This is a genomic window from Synechococcus sp. PROS-9-1, assembly GCF_014279775.1.
In the GTDB taxonomy this organism is placed as follows: domain Bacteria; phylum Cyanobacteriota; class Cyanobacteriia; order PCC-6307; family Cyanobiaceae; genus Synechococcus_C.
In genome coordinates this window covers 233,001-254,680 of the sequence record NZ_CP047961.1, presented here as the reverse complement: position 1 = coordinate 254,680, position 21,680 = coordinate 233,001, and the positions used below count along the sequence as shown (strand labels likewise).

Annotated in this window: 16 protein-coding genes and 1 pseudogene; 5 read left to right on the top strand and 12 right to left on the bottom strand. The window is 52.6% G+C overall.

Features of this window, described 5'->3' with window-relative positions:
• Position 1 precedes the first annotated feature (1 nt).
• Positions 2 to 1,288 carry a histidine--tRNA ligase gene (hisS, locus tag SynPROS91_RS01165; RefSeq protein WP_186517704.1) on the bottom strand — a complete coding sequence of 429 codons (1,287 nt, stop codon included), beginning with the start codon at positions 1,286 to 1,288 and terminating at the stop codon, positions 2 to 4.
• A 90-nt stretch (positions 1,289 to 1,378) separates the two neighbouring features.
• Between hisS and galE the strand changes: the two genes are divergently transcribed.
• Both galE and selD read left to right on the top strand, forming a co-directional pair.
• Positions 1,379 to 2,500, top strand: a complete 1,122-nt coding sequence (gene galE / locus SynPROS91_RS01160) for a UDP-glucose 4-epimerase GalE (protein ID WP_186517702.1) — start codon at positions 1,379 to 1,381, stop codon at positions 2,498 to 2,500.
• Positions 2,491 to 4,674, top strand: a complete 2,184-nt coding sequence (selD, locus tag SynPROS91_RS01155) for a selenide, water dikinase SelD (protein WP_186517700.1) — start codon at positions 2,491 to 2,493, stop codon at positions 4,672 to 4,674. The genes galE and selD overlap by 10 nt, the downstream gene beginning before the upstream one ends.
• Here the strand turns inward: selD and SynPROS91_RS01150 are convergent.
• The 3 genes from SynPROS91_RS01150 to SynPROS91_RS01140 form a co-directional block, all read right to left on the bottom strand.
• Entirely contained in the window at positions 4,580 to 5,833 is a 1,254-nt protein-coding gene (locus SynPROS91_RS01150; protein ID WP_255439969.1) for a CCA tRNA nucleotidyltransferase, read from the bottom strand. The two genes, selD and SynPROS91_RS01150, sit on opposite strands and share 95 nt — an antisense overlap.
• A complete protein-coding gene (locus SynPROS91_RS01145) occupies positions 5,820 to 8,231 on the bottom strand; it encodes a UvrD-helicase domain-containing protein (RefSeq protein WP_186517698.1) in 2,412 nt (803 codons plus the stop codon). Before SynPROS91_RS01145 ends, SynPROS91_RS01150 begins: the two co-directional genes overlap by 14 nt.
• Positions 8,232 to 8,542: 311 nt before the next feature.
• Positions 8,543 to 9,772: an O-antigen ligase gene (locus SynPROS91_RS01140; protein WP_186517696.1), complete on the bottom strand. Its 1,230-nt coding sequence runs from the start codon at positions 9,770 to 9,772 to the stop codon at positions 8,543 to 8,545.
• A gap of 75 nt (positions 9,773 to 9,847) precedes the next feature.
• Between SynPROS91_RS01140 and SynPROS91_RS01135 the strand changes: the two genes are divergently transcribed.
• Positions 9,848 to 10,798: a glycosyltransferase family 2 protein gene (locus SynPROS91_RS01135; protein ID WP_186517694.1), complete on the top strand. Its 951-nt coding sequence runs from the start codon at positions 9,848 to 9,850 to the stop codon at positions 10,796 to 10,798.
• Here SynPROS91_RS01135 and SynPROS91_RS01130 read toward each other — a convergent pair.
• The 7 genes and pseudogenes from SynPROS91_RS01130 to SynPROS91_RS01100 form a co-directional block, all read right to left on the bottom strand.
• Positions 10,790 to 11,770: a glycosyltransferase family A protein gene (locus SynPROS91_RS01130; RefSeq protein ID WP_186517692.1), complete on the bottom strand. Its 981-nt coding sequence runs from the start codon at positions 11,768 to 11,770 to the stop codon at positions 10,790 to 10,792. The genes SynPROS91_RS01135 and SynPROS91_RS01130 overlap by 9 nt on opposite strands.
• Positions 11,767 to 12,945 carry a glycosyltransferase gene (locus SynPROS91_RS01125; protein ID WP_186517690.1) on the bottom strand — a complete coding sequence of 393 codons (1,179 nt, stop codon included), beginning with the start codon at positions 12,943 to 12,945 and terminating at the stop codon, positions 11,767 to 11,769. The genes SynPROS91_RS01130 and SynPROS91_RS01125 overlap by 4 nt, the downstream gene beginning before the upstream one ends.
• Positions 12,945 to 14,732 carry an ABC transporter ATP-binding protein gene (locus SynPROS91_RS01120; RefSeq protein ID WP_186517688.1) on the bottom strand — a complete coding sequence of 596 codons (1,788 nt, stop codon included), beginning with the start codon at positions 14,730 to 14,732 and terminating at the stop codon, positions 12,945 to 12,947. The genes SynPROS91_RS01125 and SynPROS91_RS01120 overlap by 1 nt, the downstream gene beginning before the upstream one ends.
• Before the next feature lie 158 nt (positions 14,733 to 14,890).
• Positions 14,891 to 15,955 carry a glycosyltransferase gene (locus SynPROS91_RS01115; protein ID WP_186517686.1) on the bottom strand — a complete coding sequence of 355 codons (1,065 nt, stop codon included), beginning with the start codon at positions 15,953 to 15,955 and terminating at the stop codon, positions 14,891 to 14,893.
• Positions 15,955 to 16,668, bottom strand: a complete 714-nt coding sequence (locus SynPROS91_RS01110; protein WP_186517685.1) for a heme oxygenase (biliverdin-producing) — start codon at positions 16,666 to 16,668, stop codon at positions 15,955 to 15,957. Before SynPROS91_RS01110 ends, SynPROS91_RS01115 begins: the two co-directional genes overlap by 1 nt.
• Positions 16,669 to 16,741: 73 nt before the next feature.
• On the bottom strand, positions 16,742 to 17,203 hold the full coding sequence (locus SynPROS91_RS01105; RefSeq protein ID WP_186517683.1) for a hypothetical protein: 462 nt from the start codon (positions 17,201 to 17,203) through the stop codon (positions 16,742 to 16,744).
• Between the two features lie 49 nt (positions 17,204 to 17,252).
• Positions 17,253 to 17,396, bottom strand: a pseudogene (locus SynPROS91_RS01100) (glycosyltransferase); the annotation flags it as partial.
• Positions 17,397 to 17,490: 94 nt separating this feature from the next.
• On the opposite strand from SynPROS91_RS01100, the gene SynPROS91_RS01095 reads away from it, so the two are divergent.
• Both SynPROS91_RS01095 and SynPROS91_RS01090 read left to right on the top strand, forming a co-directional pair.
• On the top strand, positions 17,491 to 18,915 hold the full coding sequence (locus SynPROS91_RS01095) for an NADP-dependent isocitrate dehydrogenase (protein ID WP_186517681.1): 1,425 nt from the start codon (positions 17,491 to 17,493) through the stop codon (positions 18,913 to 18,915).
• 34 nt (positions 18,916 to 18,949) lie between these two features.
• Complete coding sequence (locus tag SynPROS91_RS01090) at positions 18,950 to 20,224, top strand: (Fe-S)-binding protein (RefSeq protein WP_186517679.1); 1,275 nt, start codon at positions 18,950 to 18,952, stop codon at positions 20,222 to 20,224.
• Here the strand turns inward: SynPROS91_RS01090 and SynPROS91_RS01085 are convergent.
• Positions 20,221 to 21,624, bottom strand: a complete 1,404-nt coding sequence (locus SynPROS91_RS01085; RefSeq protein ID WP_186517677.1) for a four-carbon acid sugar kinase family protein — start codon at positions 21,622 to 21,624, stop codon at positions 20,221 to 20,223. The genes SynPROS91_RS01090 and SynPROS91_RS01085 overlap by 4 nt on opposite strands.
• Positions 21,625 to 21,680: the final 56 nt, after the last annotated feature.

Genomic DNA, 21,680 nt, shown 5'->3' with positions numbered 1-21,680 from the left:
GTTATCGCTGTTTCGTTAGGTAAGACAGGGCATCCTCCCAAGTGAGTTGCTGTTCCTCACCCTCACCCCGCAAGGGCTTCAGCCGTAACTGGCCGGCCAGAGCCTCTTCATCGCCAAGCACCACAGCCCATGGCGCCCCTGAGCGATCGGCACGCTTGAACTGCTTGCCGAACGCCGCACTCGAGCCATCCAGCTCAACAGCAAGACCTGCCCCCCGTAATTTCCTGGCCAAGGTCAACGCTTTTGGTTCAGCCTGCGCTCCGCGATTAATCAAATACACCAGCGGTGCTGGCGTTGCTGTGAGCCTGGCCGCAGGTCCCTCGGGATCGGCTTGCGCAGCCGCGTCGATCACCAGCAAGAGACGCTCCATCCCTAAAGCCCAGCCGATCGCGGACGTGGCTGGGCCACCCAATTGCTGAATCAGACCGTCGTAACGACCACCGCCGCAGACCGTGGCCTGGGCGCCGAGTTGATCGCTCGTGATTTCAAACGCGGTGTGGCCGTAGTAATCAAGGCCGCGCACCAAGCGGGGATTGAGTTGATAGGGAATCTGCAGCGCCGTCAGCAGGGCGCGCACCTCATCAAAGCGATGGGCACTCTCCTCGCTTAGGGCTCCTAACAACGTGGGAGCCTCGTTCAATAGCCGCTGGGTGCCCTTGTCTTTGCTGTCCAGAATGCGCAGAGGGTTCGTCGTGAGACGCTCCTGGGAGTCCGGATCTAACTGTTCAACGCGCTCCTCGAGCCAACCCACCAGCTCAGAGCGAAAGCGCTGTCGATCCTCAGGAGTGCCGAGGCTGTTGATTTCGAGCTTGAGGCCTTGAATCCCTAAAGCAGAGAGCAGATCCCAAGCCAGGGCGATCACCTCAGCATCGCTCCGCGGACTGCTGGCCCCGAGGAATTCAACACCGATCTGGTGAAACTGGCGCTGACGACCAGCTTGAGGACGTTCATAACGGAACATTGGGCCGCCATACCACAACCGCTGCGTTCCTTGGGTCAGCAAACCATGCTGGAGCGCTGCTCTCACCACAGAGGCGGTGCCTTCTGGTCGCAGGGTGCAAGAGCGGTCGCCCCGATCCAAAAAGGTGTACATCTCCTTGCCCACCACATCCGTGGCCTCACCAATGCCCCGGGCAAACAGGTCAGTGAATTCGAGCAAAGGCGTTCGAATCTCGTCTAAGCCTGCGCAACGAAAGTGTTCGCGCGCCACAGACTCAACAGCCTGCCAACGTCTTGTCTGCTCTGGCAGCAGATCAACCATGCCGCGCAACGTCTGCAGCTGACTCACAGCGCCATCACCATTCCAAGGGCAGTCTGCCGTTTCACAACCTGAATCGGCCCTATCCCCCTCAGAATGCTTGGGTATAGGGATGGATCAATGGCCCAGCTGCTGATTACGGGCGGAGCCGGCTTCCTTGGCAGCCATACCTGCCTCGTGCTGCTGGAAGCGGGTCATCAACTGCTGGTGCTTGACGATTTCAGCAACAGCTCAGCGATCTCCCTGGAACGCGTCGCCGAACTCGCAGGCGTTCCCTTGCAGCGGGATCAACCAACCCTGAAAGCAACACTGGAAGCGTTCACCCTGGTGGAGGGAGACATCAGGGACACCCAGTGCCTGGATGCACTCTTTACAAGTGCCAAAGCTTTCGGCCAACCCATCGAAGCGGTGATCCATTTCGCTGGACTCAAGGCTGTAGGCGAATCCGTGCAACAGCCTTTGCGCTATTGGGATGTGAACGTTGTTGGTACGCAGCGACTGCTCACGGCGATGAACTTTCACCATTGCCGCACCATCGTTTTTAGCAGTAGCGCCACCCTCTACGGCTACCCACACCCAAATCAAATACCTATTCCGGAAACAGCTCCGATCCAGCCGATCAATCCCTATGGCGCCAGCAAACACGCTGCAGAAGCGCTGCTCGCCGATCTGGCCGGCTGCAGTGGCAAACCTGAACCGATCCAAGCCAGCAGCGGAGGCTGGCGCATTGCCCGGTTGCGCTACTTCAATCCCGTAGGCGCCCATCCCAGTGGCCGGATTGGGGAAGACCCCAATGGCATCCCCAACAATCTGTTCCCTTTCATCACTCAGGTGGCCGTTGGCCGCCGGCCCGAACTCACCGTGTTTGGTGATGACTGGCCGACGCCGGATGGAACCGGAGTTCGCGACTACATCCACGTGATGGACCTCGCCGAAGGTCACCGAGAAGCGCTCCACTCCCTTCTCAATTCTGATCCCCAATTGCTCACCCTCAACCTGGGGAGCGGGCAGGGAGCAAGCGTGCTGGATGTAGTGAAGGCCATGGAAGCCACAAGCCAGCGAGCAATCCCCCATCGCATCGCGCCCCGGCGTCCTGGCGATGCCGCGATCACTGTGGCCAATCCAACCCTGGCAGCCCAACAGCTCCATTGGCGGACTCAACGCTCGCTCACAGACATCTGCCGTGATGGCTGGGCTTGGCAACAGGACAATCCCAATGGCTATGGAGAGGCATGCCTCTGACGAGCGCTCACCATCTCGTGTTGGCCGGAGGTGGGCACAGCCACGCCCTGGTGCTTCTCGATTGGTGCATGCATCCGCAACGGCGACCAGCTGGATTGATCACGTTGGTGAATCGGCAGAGCTCAACGCTGTATTCCGGGATGATTCCCGGCCTGATCGCCGGCCACTACAAACGCTCTGACGTCGCCATTGACCTCCGCCGCCTGTGCGATCGGGCCGGCGTTTCGCTGGTGATCGCCGAGATCACCGGTTTGGACGTGATGCAACAGCAGCTGAAGATACGGGACAGACCTCCCCTGAGCTTCAGCCAACTGAGCATCAACGTGGGCGGGATCACATTGCCAGGCTCTTTGCAGGCGATCAGGCCCCTGGAACTAGCACTGGAAACGTTGGATGAGAACCAGGGCCCGAACTCCACTCCCTTCCAACTGCTTGGCAGCGGCCTGGCGGCCATGGAGGTGGCCTTGGCGTTGCGGAAGCGCTGGCCCAAACGAAGGCTGCAACTGCTTCATCGGCCCGAAACAGTACCGAGCCAGCTGCTCTCAAGCCTCAGCCAAGTAAGCATTGAAGCGCTACCGAATACTGCACTCAACCCATCAGGTCCAGGGCTGCGCTGCACGGGCAGCCAAGCCCCTGAGTGGCTGAGCTCCAGCGGCTTGCCCTGTTGCCGAGAGAGCGGACGGGTGCGGACTCATTCCAGCCTTCAAGTGCTTGGGCATCCAGCAATTTTTGCGGCCGGGGACTGCGCGGTCGTAGACGACCAACCCCGCCCGCCATCTGGCGTGTGGGCCGTTCGCGCTACCGCCACCTTGGCCCACAATCTCCGGGCCTGGAGCGAAGGTGATCCCTTACGCCACTGGCACCCTCAACGTCTTGCCCTGCAGCTACTGGGTGGTGTGCATCCAAAGGGCTACCCACAAGCTTGGGCTCTGTGGGGCGGGATCAAGATCGGTCCCCACCCCTGGATTTGGCGCTGGAAACAGCGCATCGACCGCCGGTTCATGGCACGGTTTGATCAGGGTCCGGCTATGGGCTCCAGAGCAATGGATTGCCGCGGCTGCGCGGCCAAGCTCCCTGCCGCCCCGCTGGAAGCAGCACTGGAAGCGGCTGGCCTGAAATCGCTCGGCAGCTCACCGGAAGACGCCGCCAGCCTTGGCAACGACTGGCTGCAAAGTGTGGACGGCTTCCCGGCCTTGATCAATGATCCATGGCTCAATGGCCGGCTCACCGCCTTGCATGCCAGCTCTGATCTTTGGGCTTGTGGCACCAGCGTGGATTCAGCCATGGCCGTGATCACCTTGCCCAAAACAGCAGCCGCGCTGCAACAGGAGCTGCTGAGCCAAACCCTTTCGGGACTTCGTTCCGCCTTCGAACCACAGGGGGCGCAGCTCATCGGCGGCCACACCTTGGAGGCTCGCGCAGATGCTCCCACTCCTCTGTCACTCGGGCTGCAAGTGAGCCTGAGTGTGAATGGCAAACGGCCCGCTCACCCCTGGAGCAAAGGAGGCTTGCAGCCGGGAGATCAGCTGCTGCTCTCCCGCCCACTCGGAACTGGAGTCCTGTTTGCCGCGGCCATGGCCGGTGCCGCCCAACCCGAGGATCTCGACCATGCCTTGGCTCAGATGGGGACGAGCCAGCACCCCATCGTTCAGCAGCTACAGGAGCTGATCAGCCTTGAAGCCGAGGCTCTACCAAGCTGCACCGATGTGACTGGTTTTGGCCTGCTTGGCCATCTCAGTGAAATGCTCCAGGCCAGCAGCCAAAACCTACAAGTGGTGCTCGATGGCTCGGCAATTCCCGCCTTGCCGGGAGCCTTGAAGCTCTTGAAAGGCCAGTACGCGAGCAGCTTGGCGCCAGCCAACCGCAGGGCCTGGTCGTTGCTCGATCCCACTCAAGGCAAACCCGCAAAGGTGATCCTTGCTCGTGCAAGCAGCGGCTGCACTCCCGAGGATCACCAGGCAATGCTCGAACTGCTGGTGGATCCCCAAACCTGCGGACCTCTAATGCTGAGCTGTTCCGGAGCGATGGCGGACGCGTTGCTACAAGCCCACGACACGGAGTGGCATCACATTGGTGTGGTCAGCGCATTGCGCGCAGACTCTGCCTGCGCAAGCGCTGCAATTCAGCCCCTAGATCTGGACCTGGCTGCCAGCCCTGGGCCAGCAGATCTTTAGCGGTTAGGGGAGATGGGCAATGGCGCCAGCGCCCCCACCAGCGCAACAACGGTCTTCTCTGCGGCGGGTTCTGACTCACCAGCAACGCCACCGCTTCCGCACCCCAGGCTTGCTGCTCCAAGGCATCACACCACTCCTCCGCCGTCCAGCCAGCCAAGGCGTCCTCAAACGCGTTGACTTCCAGCCAAGCGCTGAGCTCCTGCATCTGCTGCAACCAGCGCTGCTGTTGCTGCGGCAACTGCAGCCGAGCCGCCAACTCCAGCGGATCATCGGCTCCAGCCACGAGCGCTAGCAGCAATGGAAGATGCAACCGCTGGGCCTGAATCAAACTGCGAACCAGGCGGGAATCAGCCTGCAGGGCGGGGTCCAGCAGCATCAAAGCTCCCCAGGACTGAAGAGCAAGAAGAGCCTCAGGCCATGGCTCCCGTTCAAATAGGAGCTCTAATTCCATCCGGAGACGCGTGGCGAGAGCAGGGGGAGAGGCAGCCGGCGGATCGCCGTGGGTCCATGCCCAAGGCCAGGCCTCGAGCGTCTGGTTGATCTGCTGCTGCGCTTCTGGTGCCAAAACGAATGCCAATCGAGCGGCATAACGGCAGGCACGCACCACGCGCGTGGGGTCATCGGCCACGCTGGAGCCGTGCAAGAAGGCAAGTTCACGGCGCGCCAGATGGTCCTGGCCGCCGTGCGGATCCAAGAGCCATGGCTCACCATCGCCGGAGAGCGACAGCTCCAAGGCCATCGCGTTCACCGTGAAATCCCGGCGCTGCAGATCTCGCTCCAAAGAGCCGCTCTCCACCACAGGGTTTTCGCCCGGAGCTGGGTAATGCTCTTGCCGCGCCCCAGCGAGATCGAGCAGGACGCCATCGAAGGACAGCTCAGCGGTGCCGTAGGCAGCGTGGATGCGAACATCCTCCACCCGCTGGTCTCCGTAGTGCCGCTCCAGCGCTGCCGCCAACTCGGAGGCCGAGCCTTCCAGTACCAAATCCAAATCCGGCAGGTCTCGCCATGGATCGCAGTGCTGATCATGCAGCAAGGCATCACGGACAGCACCACCCACAAGGGCTAAGCGCGACACTCCAGCCGCTGATGCGATGGCCTGAAGCGCCGGCAAAAGCTGGGATGGAAGGCCTGGATGTTCCACCCGCTCAGCCTCCAGCAGGCTCAATGGGGGCCAAGCGCGGGTCGAGAATTTTGGGGCCCATGCCCGCAAATTTCACGGCAATCGACACCTTTTCGCCACTACCAAACGTGTGGGTGATCTCCCCGACCCCGAAGCTGGCATGGACCACCTGATCGCCCACACTCCAGCTTTTTCCTGGGGCTGGTCCGGCCTGGCGGCGACGCACGGCATTAGCTGGCGCTCCGGATGCTCCACCGGAGGCCACCCGTTGTGAGTCATTGCGGTCAACGCGGGTAAGGCGCTCCAGGCGCTGCTCACGCCGCAGCGCCGCTCCTCCGCTTCGAGGCACATCGCCCTGAACAAGACCTTCCGGCAATTCGGAAAGAAACACACTGGGCATCGCCGGCTCGCGCATCCCCCCCCACAAGCGCCTTTCACTGGCGTGAGAGATGAATAATCGCTCTTTGGCACGGGTGATGCCGACGTAGCAAAGTCGGCGCTCTTCCTCCAGCGACGCTGGATCATCGAGGGAGCGATAGCTGGGGAACAATCCCTGCTCCAGTCCAACCAGGCAAACCACAGGAAATTCGAGTCCCTTGCTGCTGTGCAAGGTCATCAAGGTGACCCTGTCTGCCGCCGTGTCTTTGCTATCGGCATCACTGGCGAGCGCGGCGGAGGCCAGAAAACCCTCTAGGTCACCCTCATCATTTTCTTCCTGATATTGAAGACCCGCATTCACCAGCTCCTGGAGGTTGCGGCGACGCTCTTCGGCCTCATCGGAGCCATCAGCGATCAACTCGCTGACATAGCCGCTCTTCTCCATCACCTCTTGGATCAGTTCCGATGGGGTCGCAGCATGAATGCGCTCCTTCAGGCTGTTGATCAATTCACAGAACTGAAGTAGCCCCCTTGCGGAACGACCGCCCAGGGAACGCACCGCCTCGGGATCGCTCACCACGTCCCAAAGCGGAATCCCCAACTGATTTGCAGCGTCGGTTAAGCGCTGAATGGTGGTTTTACCAATGCCACGCTTGGGCACGTTGATCACCCGCAGCAAGCTGACGGTATCGGCGGGGTTGATCAAAAGACGCAAGTAACCCAACAGGTCTTTGATTTCACGACGGTCGTAGAAACGCAGCCCGCCAACTACCACATAGGGAATACGCCAGCGCACCAAGGATTCTTCAATTGCTCGAGACTGGGCGTTGGTGCGATACAGCACAGCCATATCCTTCCAGCTGAGGTCTGGATTGGCCGCCTCCATCATCCGCATGCGATGGACCACCGCTTCCGCTTCGGCGATTTCGTCATCGCAGCGGGTGAGTGAGATCAATTCACCCTCACCACGCGTGGGTCGCAGCACCTTCTCGATCCGCTCGCTGTTATTCGAAATCAGGGCATTGGCAGCTTCTAAAATGGTGGCGGTGGAGCGATAATTCTCCTCCAACTTCACCATCGTGCGGGTGACATCATCAGGAGCTTTGTCACCAAAGTCGTCCTGAAAACCCATCAAAATCGTGAAATCTGCAGCACGAAAGCTGTAGATGCTTTGGTCAGCATCACCCACCACAAACACCGATCGACCTGACCAATCATCCACTTGTTGCGGCTCTTTGCCATCCGTCACCAACAGCTTGATTAACTCATACTGGGTGCGATTGGTGTCTTGATATTCATCGACAAGCACGTGTCGGAACCGGCGATACCAATAACCACGCACTTGCTCATTCTGCTGAAGCAACTGCACAGGAAGGAGCAGAAGGTCATCAAAATCCAGGGCATTATTGGCAGCCAGAGCCTTGCGATAGCGCCTGTACACATCGGCGCTGAGCTTGCCCCGCTGCCCCTCGGCGTTGGCTTCTAAATCGTCGGGTGACCAACCTTGATTTTTGGCATTACTAATCGCCCAGCGCACTTTTTTGGGCTCAAAGCGTTTTGGATCAAGCTGCAACTCTTGGGTCACAATCTCCTTCACCAAACTCTGAGCATCCGCCTCGTCATAAATGGAGAATTGCTTCGTCCAGGTGAGGCCTTCAGGATCCTTAAATTTATCGATATCGAAGCGCAACAGCCGTGCGAACAAGGCATGGAAGGTGCCAATCCACAATTCTTTCGTGACCTCGCGATAAATCCGCGTACGCAACTGTCGCTGCTCCACCGGAGGGAGCGTGCTCCAGGGTTGACCGAATTGACTCTGGGCTAACCGTTGCGCCAAAAGCATTTCCAACCGCTCTTTCATCTCACGGGCGGCCTTATTGGTAAACGTCACCGCCAAGATTTGGGCCGGATCGGCCCCATGCTCACCAATGAGATGGGCAATCCGATGGGTCAGCGCTCGGGTCTTGCCACTCCCCGCTCCAGCAACCACCAGAAGAGGGCCTTCATGATGGTCAACCGCTCGCTTCTGGGCGTCGTTGAGGCCTGAGAGAAAACTCATCAAACAATTCTATGGGGGGCTGACAATGATGAGGGCCTGAGGTGATGAACATGCAAGCTGCAAACGAACGTGCGCCTATGCGATACGAACAGACAAATCAGCATAAGTCCATCGCTTGACGCAATGATCAATCAAAAGAGACTATTTAGGAGTAATTCTTCAGCAAGGCATTAAAAGTAGTAGAAGCCACAATCACTAATTCCCTTAGACATCAAAATACTAGATGGACAATCAAAAACAGAATGCACTTCTGTACAAAACATATGATTACGAGAAGGTTGCTCATCGGCAGCTAAATTGCAAAATAACAATCATGACTTTTGAGCAGAAATATCACTAGGAGAAGCTGCTATCCCCATCGCAATCCAAAACAACGGAATATTTGAGAGATGGCCAGAAAAAAGAACAAATCCAAAAGACGCCACTAAGATGGAAAGACGCCAAGACTCAAATTCAAGCGATTTGCTTAAGGCATAAGCATTTCGGAAAGCAAGGACTAAACAACAACAGAGCGTTACTGAGAGCAACATGCCACCAAGGCCCAAACTCTCTGCGATCAAGTTATGAGGGAACCAAACAGAAAAGCCAGAATAAATATTTTCTTGTAAAGTTAAATGGAGACGAAAACCGGCACCGAACAACGGGTGACCTAAAAATGCATCAAAACTCTCCTTAAAAGCCATCATCCTTATAATGGAATTAGCATCGAAGCCTGAAGTATTTATACGTTCGAAAAACGAGGGCAGAACAAAAGTAATAAACAAGAAGAAACTTGCAAATAACACACCTGCGACAGCAAAAAACTTACGACGTTTAAAGGTGAAGCTTGATTGGAAATAAAGAAAAATAAGGACTATGCATGAGGCGGCAAAAGATAGCATTGCGCCCCTTGAGCCAGCATAAGCTCCCATCATCAAGGCTAAAAAGAAAACAGCAAAAGAGAGTGCACGGATCCTCCGATTTGAACGAGAGCCCCAAAACACAGAAGACAACCCAATCAAGGAAAGAAGCATGAAAGATTGAGATACATTAATTGGATTAAGATTGGGGAGCATAAAGCGAACTCGCTCGAATCCATTAATCAAAAAAAACAGAATTGAAGCAGTGCCCAACATGAATGCTCCCGCAATACCGAGAAAGGCAGAGTTTGATTGGCGTATGACCCTTCCTGACAAAACAAAAGCAGTCAAAGAAGGAAGGAAACAACTTCCAAACCCCCATGCAAAAAACTCCCAGATAGGCAACATGAGGTCAACATTAGCCACCGAAGAGTCCCAAACTAGCCGCATAAAATAATAAAACCAGAAGAAGAACAAGCTAATAGGGAAAGGCCTAAGAAATATTTTATTACTTTCCTTAAAGGAATAGACGACAATATAAGAACATAAGCATAAGTAGCCTCCACGGTAAAGCAGCATACAAACACGATTATCAAAATCCAAAAAATGCGCGATCACAGAGAACAGGACTTGCCCGAACAAGCCCAACGCAACAAAGACAACAAACTGCAATCTCAAAAGTGGGGAATTCGCGAAAGACATCTCCACAAGTGCACATAGAGCTCGAATAAACGATAGCAGAGGGGTGAGAATGAACAGATACAAGGTGAATACAAAATGACGCTAGAAATAGAAGGTATTAGCAATACATCCTTTTCTATCCTGATCGAATGGGAGAATGTTCTCCTTTCAGGGGAATCAAGAGCGTATAAAATGCTATCAAGAGTGATCGCTCAAGCCAATTTATTAAAAAATTTTTGTGAAATAATTGTTAGTGCCAATACAGATCAGCCCGAGTTGAAAGAGAGACCAAAAGAACTAAATGAAAATATTGAATGGAAATTAATTGTAAATACAGGACTCCACTACTATCAACTCAAAGACGAAGCAGCACGCCACGCCAAGAGTGAAGTTATCATCTTTGTTGACAGTGATGTACTTCCGGATAAAGACTGGCTAAAAAATCTTACAGATTCGTTTAGAAATCCAAGAATTCAAGCAAGCTGCGGGAAAGCATACATAGATCATCATAATTTATATACAAAAGCATTCGCATTGTTTTGGTTTTTTCCAACCAAAAACTACCATCTTTCCAGGCCAAGAAGAACAACTAATCACTTCTTTGCAAACAATGTAGCCTTTAAGAAAAATCTTTTCTTGCAATACTATTTCGGAAAGAATGATCAGGTATCGCGAGGTGGTTGTTTAGCCTTAGGGGAAAGTCTACGAAAAGATGGAATAGACATTTATCTCTGCGAAAATGCTTTTGTTGCACATCCTCCACCGCAATTTGGAAGTCATTTTATTCTAAGAGCGCTTGCACAAGGAAGAGATCGTCTTTTGCGAAATAAACCTTGTCAGCGGCACATTGGCTATTCTATATATAGACTATTCGAAAATAGTGTAAAATCTTTCGCAAAAATTACCCTGCGTCATAGATCAGTAGACTTACCCTTGATTTTCATACCAGGAGCAATAATAATTGGCCAAATATATTATTTAATTTATTTTCTTGGCGAGGTCTTTACTATTTTTGGTTTCAAACCAGTATTAAAGATATCAATTTAACTTTTTTGCACATGACGTCAGAAAACCCTTGCATCTCGTAAGAACCTTTAGAACTATTCCAGGGGATAAAACAATCACAAACCACCTTAATATATTTAATGGCGACGATACAAAGGGAAAAGGCAACTTATAATCGGTCCACAATAAGATTCCAGACCTCTTTTTTTGAGCCATCCAAAGCAATGTCTTACGGTTTGCAAAGTTTTTCAAATGAATCTTTTCTACTCTCCCCCAAGTATCAGGAATTAATAATTCTCCAGACAAGGCCATTCTTACCACATACACAACAGGATGTTCATCTTGCATAAACTGAGGATTAGAAACAACACCGCTATGCTCAGTTTGATAGCAAGTGGTTATAGTAGACAGCAATAAAATAGGATTGCCCAACAATACTAATTTTAACCACAGCATGTGATCACCACCTCGCTTTACATTTTTTTCGGGGAAACCACCAGTCTTCAGAAAATCATCCCGGCGAATGGTCATTGAATTAGTATGAATTATATCGGACTTTGAATAAAGGCCTAAGAAAGTTGATGCAGAAAACAAGGTATCACGATAATGAACTATTCTCTTAACAGAATTGTACTTTTTCTCAAGAAACCCAGTACAGATAAACGTAACACCTTGGTCCATAAAGATAGACTCCACAACTACAGAAAGATGATTGGGCATCCACAAGTCATCTGCATCGAGAAAAGATATCCATGAACCTTTTGCATGCGTCACCGCTAAATTTCTAGCCGCATAGCCTCCTGGTCCTGGGCGGGCTCGTCGTAACAATAGAATATCAAGAGATGAGAATTGAGGAAGGCATTCGATAGAATTATCTGTTGAAGCATCATCAACAACAATAACCTCAAAGTCTCTAAAGGTTTGCTTCCTAACACTATCTAAGGCAAAAGGAAGAAAACTTGCCTTGTTAAATACAGGAATAATTACTGATATTAGAGGCTTTAATGTTCTCATCTCCTCATTGATTTATCCAAAACTCGGTCAATTATCCTAAGCATAGCGACAGATCTCATTTCATAAGTGTACTTAGACGCTATAGAACTGGCATGATCTGGGTTAATAGTTGACCGGCCATCTAGAATGGATTTAATATGTACTACAAACTCAAAGGAATTTTTTCCTGTCAAAAAGCAATCTTTAAAACTATTCAATGCTGCTAGCTGTGTCGAAACTACAGGAAGTCCTGCTGCTAAATACTCAAAAAATTTCATTGGAAACATAGATTCTGTATACTTATTCAACAAACAAGGTAAAAGACCCACTTGCGAATGAGACATATAAATAGGCAAATCCTGGTATGGCTTGGGACCTAAAAGGTAGATATTTGATAAATCATCTATTTCTTTAATATTCGTGGCTGGATCTCCCTCTCCAACCAGTCCAATTAAAACTATCGACCAGCTTGGCATCATCAAGGCAATTTCACGAATCATGCCTAAGTCTACTTTATAAGAACTAATAGCCCCGACAAAAAGCAACCTAGGCTCGGGTATATCTATATATTCGTTGGGAGCTGGACGCCTACTCCTAGCCTTACTAAAGTGCTTAAAATCTACTACATTTGGCATATACGTAATATTTTTTGTCCATCTTTTTAGAGAGCGATATAAGGTTGAAGAGGTAACGAACACATGATCTACATCGTTACAAAGCTTTTTCTCTTCAGCATTAATCAGGCGGGCATTCATGCCAGGCTGGGCAGAAATATTATCGACACAATGGTAAATTGTTGAAGAGAAATGCTTAATGCTAACATAGTTCTTGGTAAGGGGATTATAGGTCCATAATATGGAATCATTAAACCCTAAAATCATCATAACAAGATATAGGGATACTGAAAAGACAATTCTGTTTAATAGCTTAGTATGCCAAGTTGTTGGCGCAGGAATGACAAGGGGGGACCAAACCCATAGGTTTGAATTAATTTTTTTAGGCAAAGAAAATGCTTTAGTGAAGCGTTTAATTAACCTATGCCAATCTCTAGGATGAATACTTGGCCTTCTAAGGCCAAGTGATTCAATATACAATATTCGGCAATCTAAATCTGCTAAGCTGCATGCAGTGTGCTGCTTATTAGTCCAAAATGGGTTATCCCATTCAGCTGTTGATAAAAGGACAATATTTTTCATCAAAAATCTTCGGCTGATTTAGTGAACTCATATTGAACAAGACGATTAAAAGACTTAGATTTTTCGCGCAATGTCTCAAAGGAACCACTCGCTATAATCCTGCCACAAGAAAATTCATAAATCATGTCACATCTCTGAACAGTAGAAAGCCTATGGGCAATAACCACAGTGGTACATCTTCTACCAATTATTTCGAGTGATTGGATTACGTCAGATTCAGTTTTATTGTCTAGAGCACTAGTAGCTTCATCTAGAACTAGAAATTTAGATCTCCTGTAAAAAGCTCTTGCTAATGCTATTCTCTGTCTTTGACCACCCGACAAATTAATACCATTTTCTCCGATTTGAGTATATAAGCCGTATGGCAATTCGTCAATAAGATCAAGAAGCTGTGCAGATTTCAAAGAATCCCAAACCAGATCAAAATTTATTTGATGTTCCTCATAACCAAAAGCAACATTTGCAAATACTGAGTCGTCAAGTAATTGAATATTTTGTGGGACCTCAGAGCAACATTGGTGCCAAGATTGAACATGAAAAGATTCCAAAGGCAAGCCATCAATCATTAAAGAGCCTTTAGACGGTGATAACAATGCAAGCAAAATAGAAGCAGCAGTGCTTTTACCACTTCCAGTTGGACCAACAAATGCCACACGAGATCCTACAGGAATCGATAAATTTAAATCATTTAAAACTACTTGCTCAGAGGCAGGATACGAGTAAGAAACATTTATTAAAGAAATTGATCTTTTTGGGGCGATCCCATCGTTAGATATTGAATAGTCGGTAATATATTCAAAATCTGAGGCCTGATCAAGATCGAGTAGATCATTTATAGATTGCAATTGTGGGAGACCGCCTCTAAGCTTGGAAATAGCAGTAAATAAGTCTTGCAATGGCTTTGATAAACGCAGAGCACCAACAGACAATGTTGCCAAAAAAGGCAATGTTTGCAATATCTTATCAGGGTCTTTAGATAAAACAGCAGGAAGAATTCCGATCACAAAGATCGTAGTAATGCCAAGAGCCTCAATAAGCATTCGGGGGATTTCTGGCAGTACTAATGATTGAGTATCAGCCCTTTTAAATTCCAAAGTAGCTTTTACAAATCTTCTGGTGAAAAAACCTTGCTTAGAAGAAAGTTTAATATCCTTAATTGATTTAAAAGTCTCGAAGAAAGTCTTAGTGTAAGCATCTCTGGATCTGAGTTTTTGAGCAGAGGCTATCCTTAGCCTTGGAGTCATTAGCCAAGACATGGAGATATAGCCTGACACCATTACAATAATAAGGCCTATTGCCGTACTTCTTCCTATATAAACTATACCTAAAGTCAGAATGACTATAGAGACTATGCTGCTAAAAGCTCTTAGAACAGGTGTGACAATCTCTTTAAGGAGGCACTCAAGGCTGAGCAAAAGATCAGAAGATAGGCGCGATAGATTATTAGTAATATGGAACTCATACTGCTGATCAATAATTCCTGCAAAAATCTTTTGGGACAAATCAAGCCAAATAGAACTAGCTGTTCGCTCTTGAAAAACTCTTAAACAGATCCTTGTAAGCGACTGAACCCAAATAATTAGCACAAAGAGAGCCATCAACCATAAGGATTGCTCTAGTTGAGAAGCACCAAAAACACGAATCCCCGGGAGTAGATTACTTAGTTGACCACCCACGAGCGTACCGGTAAGACGACCAACAACTGCAATGGAGAAAAAATCCAGAAAACCTGGAATGAAAGAAAAAGCCAAAAGCCAACGCAACGAAATAATTCGCTGACGAGGCAAAAAGCTCAGCAGTCTCAAAGACTCATGAATTGATTGGCTTTTTCGGTAGCCGTTCACACTTCATCTGAAATTAATTCAAATCTATAACTCAAAGGTCACCATTTAAAAAATCTAAGACAGCCAGTGAACTGATTGGACCAGTAAACGTCTTGCCAACTTCATCTTAAAAAAAGCTGACGAAACCGCTGTACCAAAGCTCTCAAACGAAGGAAAACTGTGGGTGAACTAGCCAATAAGGGCTTTCCGTCTTTCCAAAATGGAAAGCCCTGCTCTAACTGATTCAGCACATACGCCCAACGAGAAATGCAAAACTTCTCAGTGCTAGCATCTAATAATTGTCTAACAACATCTTCACTACCTAGCCATTGATCAGGACGCTCCGCAGCAGCAATAATCCTATTGACATCAAAACTCAAGCTGCCGCAACCCAACTGATGGGCAGTTAGACCTGGCATCAATGTGTCAGCCAATGCATGATTCACGCTGCTAAAAACAACACATCCGCAGGCCATTGCTTCCAATGGTGGGAGGCCAAATCCTTCGGTGAGCCCCTTGCCACGCCAATACTCGGCCGAGTCATAGAGATAAACACTACTTCTGTTGAATAAATCCACTAAGTCATCGACCCAACCGCTCTGCACTTCCACTGATAAACCCCTAGCCCGCAAAGCTGGCACTAATTGCTTCAGCACATAGGGACTGCTTTTACGCTTCTGTACCAACACATCAATTGGACGAGCCGCTCCGTCTTCCTTCGTAGTGGCAGCACGACAACCCTTTTCAAGCCACTGCGACTCAAGTGGGTTGGGCACAAAAAACAATGGATTTCTTGGAGCACGATCGCCCCAATATCCCAAAGTATTTCGGCTTACTGCAATTATTGGGATGCCCAGTGGCACATTAAACCCATAACCACTGCTATGAGCTTGATAAACAACTAAGCGTCCCTGCAGGCGTCGCAGAAGTTTTGGGACATGAAAGCCCCAACTAACTAACCATAGAACTGAGTCAGAAGGCGACTCTTGAGCCAAAAGATCATCCAAAAAAAGATGATTATCTTCACGCTCTATATATGTAACCACCTCTGAAGGAAGAATATTTGCAAGCACACGTGCAGTCTGAATCGCAATATTTAATCCACCACAACGAAAACGAGTTCTTGTTCCAGGAACAAGAACTCGGATGGATTTAAAAGCTCCTGGAGAAAACTCCGGGTCTACCATCAAGCAGCTACCGACTCTGTACTCCCTGTCCGCTGACGACGAGTAAGGAAGCCAAACAGCACCTTTCCGATGGCAGCAACAAGATTACCTTCAAGCTCCTGGAACATTTTCATGTTCAGGTGGAAAGCCTGGTTGGCCTCTTCGACGATGCGATCTGCCATGGGCTGGTCGATGGGCAAGGCATCCATCGCGGAGCGATAGGTGGTCTTGAAAGCTTTTTCGTCCGCGATTTCAGGAAACACATAAAAGTGCAGTCCATCATCGGTGGGGTTATTCATCGCCTTCTGAGCAATGTTCTTGAGGATCTGCCCGCCAGAGAGATCGCCGAGGTAGCGGGTGTAGTGATGCCCCACCAGCAACTCAGGAGCCGTCTGAGCCACCTCGCGAATCCGTGCGACGTACTCCGTTGCCGCAGGAGAGGCTTCGATCTGTTGACGCCACTCAGCGCCGAAATAGAAAGCGAGGTCTTCCTCGAGGGCTGTGACGCGATCGAGCTGCTCAAAGGCAATCGGGGCCAACACGGGGTGATCCTTGAGCCGATGCATCTCCTCTTCCATGGCTTCATAGACAAAGAAGAGATCGGCCACCAACTTGCGATAGCTCAGCTTGTCCACCACACCCTTCAAGAAGCAGCTCACGAAGCCGGTGTTCTCGGCCATGGTGTGTGACTTTTTCGTCCCTTCCCGGAGCTGGGTTGCCAGAGCGACGGACATACGAGTGAAAGACGAAGCGATTTAACGACCTTAAATTCAGTTGGCGAAGATGGCTCTGATCGGTTGCGAAGGGTTAAGAACTGGTGCGATTGGGCACACCCTTTTCGAACACTTCAAACAACTCACGACAGATCAATTGCAGCTGCTCCACCTGATCCGGTTGGGGTAGATGGGGGCCAGCAGGCAACCAATCGCCCAACGTTGCCAAACGCCAGCGTTCGCCATCAAAGGTCATTCCACGCATGACTACGCCTAGGAGATATGGAGAAGACGAGGCCATTCCCTCCGTGTCCGAGTTGAGTCGTAATTGCAGCAACAAGCTGCGGCACTGCAGCCGCGGGCTCCATCCTGGGAAATCGAAGGCCAAATCCAAGGTTGTGGCCTCGTCCCAATGGCGGGTGCAAGAGTCATCACGCCAGGGGCTCAAATTCGGCTGAGCCGCAGGAAATTGTCTCCGCACCAGCGTGACACTGGAGGCCAAGGCCTGGGCCAAGGCCACGCTATGGACCGCCGCCGCCGCATTCACTGGGTTCATCGCCGCTGGCCCCAGGGTGAAGGGTTACCAGGGCTTTCGCCATCTAAGTCATGGTGTCGTCGCTGGAGCCATCGTCGATCAACACCAACCGCTCCACTCCTGGTACGGCGAGCACTCTCTCGATGAACGAGGTGATCACCGCCCGTTCATTGAAACAAGCGGCCACAACCCAGACACCTTGAGGTTTCACCATCGATCGTGCGTGGAGGCTTACGGGGAACCTTAAGCAGCACCCCCCGAGTCATAAGCTCGCCAAATCCAAAATGCCGCCAGGCAGCGACCCCTCCATGGCTCAGTTTGAGAAGCTCACCGCCCCGATTAAGGGCACCCCTATCCGCTTCGAAAACGGCCAACCCGTAGTTGCGAACGATCCGATCATTCCTTTCATTCGCGGCGACGGCACCGGAGTGGACATCTGGCCCGCCACCCAGAAGGTGCTTGATGCAGCTGTAGCTCAGGCCTACAAAGGCGAGAAAGCGATCGAGTGGTTCAAGGTCTATGCCGGTGATGAAGCCTGCGACCTTTACGGCACTTATCAATATCTTCCTGAAGACACCCTCGAAGCGATCCGCAGCTTCGGCGTGGCCATCAAAGGTCCCCTCACCACGCCAGTGGGTGGCGGAATCCGCTCGCTGAATGTCGCCCTGCGACAAATTTTCGATCTCTACTGCTGTGTCCGGCCCTGCAGCTACTACGAAGGCACCCCCAGTCCCCACAAGCGCCCCCAAGACCTTGACGTGATCGTCTACCGGGAAAACACGGAAGACATCTACATGGGGATTGAGTGGGAAGCCGAAGATCCGATCGGCCAAGAGCTGCGCAAGCATCTCAATGAAGTGGTCATCCCCGCCAACGGCAAGCTCGGCAAACGGCAAATCCCTGAAGGATCTGGCATCGGAATCAAGCCGGTGAGCAAGCACGGCAGCCAGCGCCACATCCGCAAAGCCATCCAACACGCGCTGCGCTTGGAAGGGAATAAGCGTCACGTCACGCTGGTGCACAAAGGCAACATCATGAAATTCACGGAAGGCGCCTTCCGTGACTGGGGCTACGAGCTAGCGACCACTGAATTCCGCGATGTTTGCATCACCGAACGTGAGAGTTGGATTCTCGACAATCTCGATCGGGATCACTCGCTCAGCGCCCAGGACAATGCGCGCATGATTGAGCCCGGCTACGACAGCCTCACGCCTGAGAAAAAAGAGATGCTCGATTCGGAAGTGCGGGAGGTGCTTGCAGCGATTGGCGAAAGCCACGGCTACGGAAAATGGAAAAGCATGGTGCTTGTGGATGACCGCATCGCCGACAGCATCTTCCAGCAGATTCAAACCCGCCCTCAGGAGTATTCGATCCTGGCCACCCTCAACCTCAATGGCGACTACATCTCCGATGCCGCTGCCGCGATGGTGGGAGGCCTGGGCATGGCCCCTGGAGCCAACATCGGCGAAACGTCTGCCATCTTCGAGGCCACCCATGGCACCGCCCCCAAGCACGCAGGACTGGATCGAATCAACCCCGGTTCCGTGATCCTGAGTGGCGTGATGATGCTGGAATTCCTCGGATGGCAGGACGCGGCCGACCTGATCACCAAGGGCCTCAGCGCCGCTATCAAGGACAAGCAGGTCACCTATGACCTCGCCCGACTGATGGAACCCAAAGTGGATCCCGTGAGCTGTAGTGGCTTTGCAGACGCCATCATCGAACGCTTCTGAACACCAAAAGGCCGATTCAGGCCAGAATCGGCTTATGGCTTTTGTCGATCCAAGCGACCCCTGCGTTCACTGCGGATTTTGCTTGCCCACCTGCGCCAGTTACCGGGTGCTTGGCACGGAGATGGATTCCCCGCGCGGGCGCATCCACACGCTCAAAGCGATCGAGGCTGGAGAGCTGGAGCTTGATGCCACAGTGGCCAGCCATTTCGACAGCTGCTTGGGCTGCTTCGCCTGCGTGACCGCCTGTCCATCCGGCGTGCGCTACGACCAGCTCATCGAGGCGACCCGCCCCAAACTCAACCAACCGGAGTTTCGGAGCAGTTGGCAAACCAGTTTCCGGCAGCTGCTGCTGATGGTGCTGCCCTACCCCAACCGCTTGCGTGCTCTGCTGCAGCCCTTGCGCGCCTATGCCGGCACCGGACTGCAGCGTTTCACACGCAAAACAGGCCTGTTACGGCTGCTGGGTCCACAACTGGCAGCGATGGAAGCGCTCTTGCCTCCCTTGCCTCCTGAAGGCTTTACCGATCGTTTCCCGCGGGTGAATCCGGCCCACGGCAAGCAACGGGGACGGGTGGGCTTGGTGCTGGGGTGCGTCCAACGTTGCTTTGATCCAGGGGTGAATGAGGCCACTGTTGCCGTTTTGCAGGCCAATGGCTTCGAGGTGGTGATTCCAGCCCATCAAGGCTGCTGCGGGGCGGTGAGCCATCACCAAGGCCAACTCCAACAAACCCACGCGCTGGCCAGCGCCTTGGTACAGAGCTTTTCAGCGGAGGCCCTAGATGCCGTGCTGGTGGCCGCCTCAGGTTGCGGGCACACCATGAAGGCCTATGGGGAGCTTCTCGATAGCGAAGGCAACTTCACTGCGCCGGTCTTGGACGTGCATGAATTTCTCGCGCATCAGGGGCTTTCAGAGTCGTTTCGACAAGCGCTCACACCACTTCCCTGCACGGTGGCCTTTCACGACGCATGCCACATGATCCATGGCCAGGGGATTGCAGCCCAGCCGAGGGACTTGCTGCGCGCCATTCCCAAACTCCAGCTCAAAGAAGCCACGGAAGCTGGTGTGTGTTGCGGGAGTGCCGGCATCTACAACCTGGTGCAACCGGATGAGGCCGCAGCACTCGGCCAACTCAAGGCCGACGACCTCAGCAGCACCGGAGCCGAGATTGTGGCCAGCGCCAACATCGGTTGCAGCCTGCAACTAAGGCGTTATCTCAGCCAAGACGGCCCCAAGGTTGAGCACCCCATGGAACTGCTCGCCCGCTCCGCTGGTGTGGGGCCATTCAGCCAAACGCACAGCAAGGCCTAAAGCCCTTCGAGCCAACGCCAAGCCTCGGTAAGGGTGTCTGGCTCTCCAAGGTTGCCTGGAAAGGTGATCACCGGCAGGGGATCGCTGGGCTCCAGCTCGCGAAGATCCTGTTCCAAGGCAGGAATGGACCGCACCAGCGACAAGCCTGGCAAGAGCTGCCCCTCCAACTGCACAGCCTCAAGGCCAAGCCCCTCCACCAACAGGGTGCCGGTAGTGATCCCTCCTTTGCTGATCAGATAGCCAAGCCGCGGTGCCACGCCGGCCAGCAAACGGGCCATCAGGGATGCCAGATCGATCCCAAAGCGCAGCCGCCGCGCAGCAGCAGCCGCACCAGCTCCAAACACCAACTCCCCACGGCTCGAAAACAACACCGGAGTGAGCCCTTCCTCCAGCGCAAGCTCCAGCTGCGATCGCCATTCAGCCTCCAGATCCGGCAGAAGCAAATCCGGAGATCCCCCCTCCAGCACCCGGGCGATGCGAGCCACCGGCAGCTCAATGCCGCGGCAACGCTCGTTGGCCAGCAGAGATTTCAACTGTTGATCCGCCAAGGCCACATGAGAGCCCACTACCACCAAACCAGGGAGTGGCTGACCAAAGGGATCCCGGCGACGCAAGCCCGCCAGGCCATCGGCATCCAGGGGTTGGGGTCCCAAGGGCGATGGACCGGAATCCACCAGGCCGTTGAGAAGGCTTGCGGCGGAACGAAACAAGAAGCGCTTGCGCCCCTGCAGCCTGCGAATTGCGACTCCCAATGCCAGCAGCTGCTCGGGATGGGTTGCATCGACGACAACCGATCTGTTGGCATTTAGCGCCTTAAGACAAGCCAAGAGATCCTCCGAACGCCCTGCTTCCAGCAACGCCAGCGGGATTCGCAGCACTGCTTCTGCAGCGATCTGGCCAGCGCTCTTTTCCTCGAGCCACTCCGCCAGATCACTGGTGCTGTAACCAAACAGGCGATCTCGGGCAAACGCTGTGGTGTGCACCGGCTCTCCATGAAGCAGATGCACCCCATTCACGGTGGTGCGCCCCCCTTCCAAGAATGCAGGCACATGCAAGGTGGCATCCACCGCAGCGAAGTGCTCCTCCCAGGCCTGCGCCAGCACCTGGGGTTCGAGCACGCCATGACCACGCAAGGTGGAATCACCGCGGCTCACCAGCAGAAGCTCATGCTCCTGAAGGCCTTCAGCGGCCATGGCCAGCACCAGAGCGCCCACAATCTCGCGGTTGCGGGTTGCCGCGGCCTCAGGCGTGAGCGCCCGCGTGTTCGCCAACACAAACACCAAGGGCGAGGGATGCGCTAATCCCTTACGCAGTGCGGCTTGATCCCAACGCAACAGCAGCGGGCAACTGTGCACCGTCTGAGAACCGGTGGGATCGTCGTCGATTACGACAATCTTCATGGCACGATCAGTTGTTGTACTGATCTGGCCTGTTCGCTCACGTGCCTGAACAAGGG

Excerpts from the sequence above, each read along its gene's own strand:
- SynPROS91_RS01105 (WP_186517683.1), bottom strand. The coding sequence starts at position 17,203 with ATGAACCCAGTGAATGCGGCGGCGGCGGTCCATAGCGTGGCCTTGGCC.
- SynPROS91_RS01090 (WP_186517679.1), top strand. The coding sequence starts at position 18,950 with ATGGCTTTTGTCGATCCAAGCGACCCCTGCGTTCACTGCGGATTTTGC.
- SynPROS91_RS01125 (WP_186517690.1), bottom strand. The coding sequence starts at position 12,945 with ATGAAAAATATTGTCCTTTTATCAACAGCTGAATGGGATAACCCATTT.
- SynPROS91_RS01095 (WP_186517681.1), top strand. The coding sequence starts at position 17,491 with ATGGCTCAGTTTGAGAAGCTCACCGCCCCGATTAAGGGCACCCCTATC.
- SynPROS91_RS01145 (WP_186517698.1), bottom strand. The coding sequence starts at position 8,231 with ATGAGTTTTCTCTCAGGCCTCAACGACGCCCAGAAGCGAGCGGTTGAC.
- SynPROS91_RS01130 (WP_186517692.1), bottom strand. The coding sequence starts at position 11,770 with ATGAGAACATTAAAGCCTCTAATATCAGTAATTATTCCTGTATTTAAC.
- galE (WP_186517702.1), top strand. The coding sequence starts at position 1,379 with ATGGCCCAGCTGCTGATTACGGGCGGAGCCGGCTTCCTTGGCAGCCAT.
- SynPROS91_RS01140 (WP_186517696.1), bottom strand. The coding sequence starts at position 9,772 with ATGTCTTTCGCGAATTCCCCACTTTTGAGATTGCAGTTTGTTGTCTTT.
- selD (WP_186517700.1), top strand. The coding sequence starts at position 2,491 with ATGCCTCTGACGAGCGCTCACCATCTCGTGTTGGCCGGAGGTGGGCAC.
- SynPROS91_RS01110 (WP_186517685.1), bottom strand. The coding sequence starts at position 16,668 with ATGTCCGTCGCTCTGGCAACCCAGCTCCGGGAAGGGACGAAAAAGTCA.
- SynPROS91_RS01135 (WP_186517694.1), top strand. The coding sequence starts at position 9,848 with ATGACGCTAGAAATAGAAGGTATTAGCAATACATCCTTTTCTATCCTG.
- SynPROS91_RS01085 (WP_186517677.1), bottom strand. The coding sequence starts at position 21,624 with ATGAAGATTGTCGTAATCGACGACGATCCCACCGGTTCTCAGACGGTG.
- SynPROS91_RS01115 (WP_186517686.1), bottom strand. The coding sequence starts at position 15,955 with ATGGTAGACCCGGAGTTTTCTCCAGGAGCTTTTAAATCCATCCGAGTT.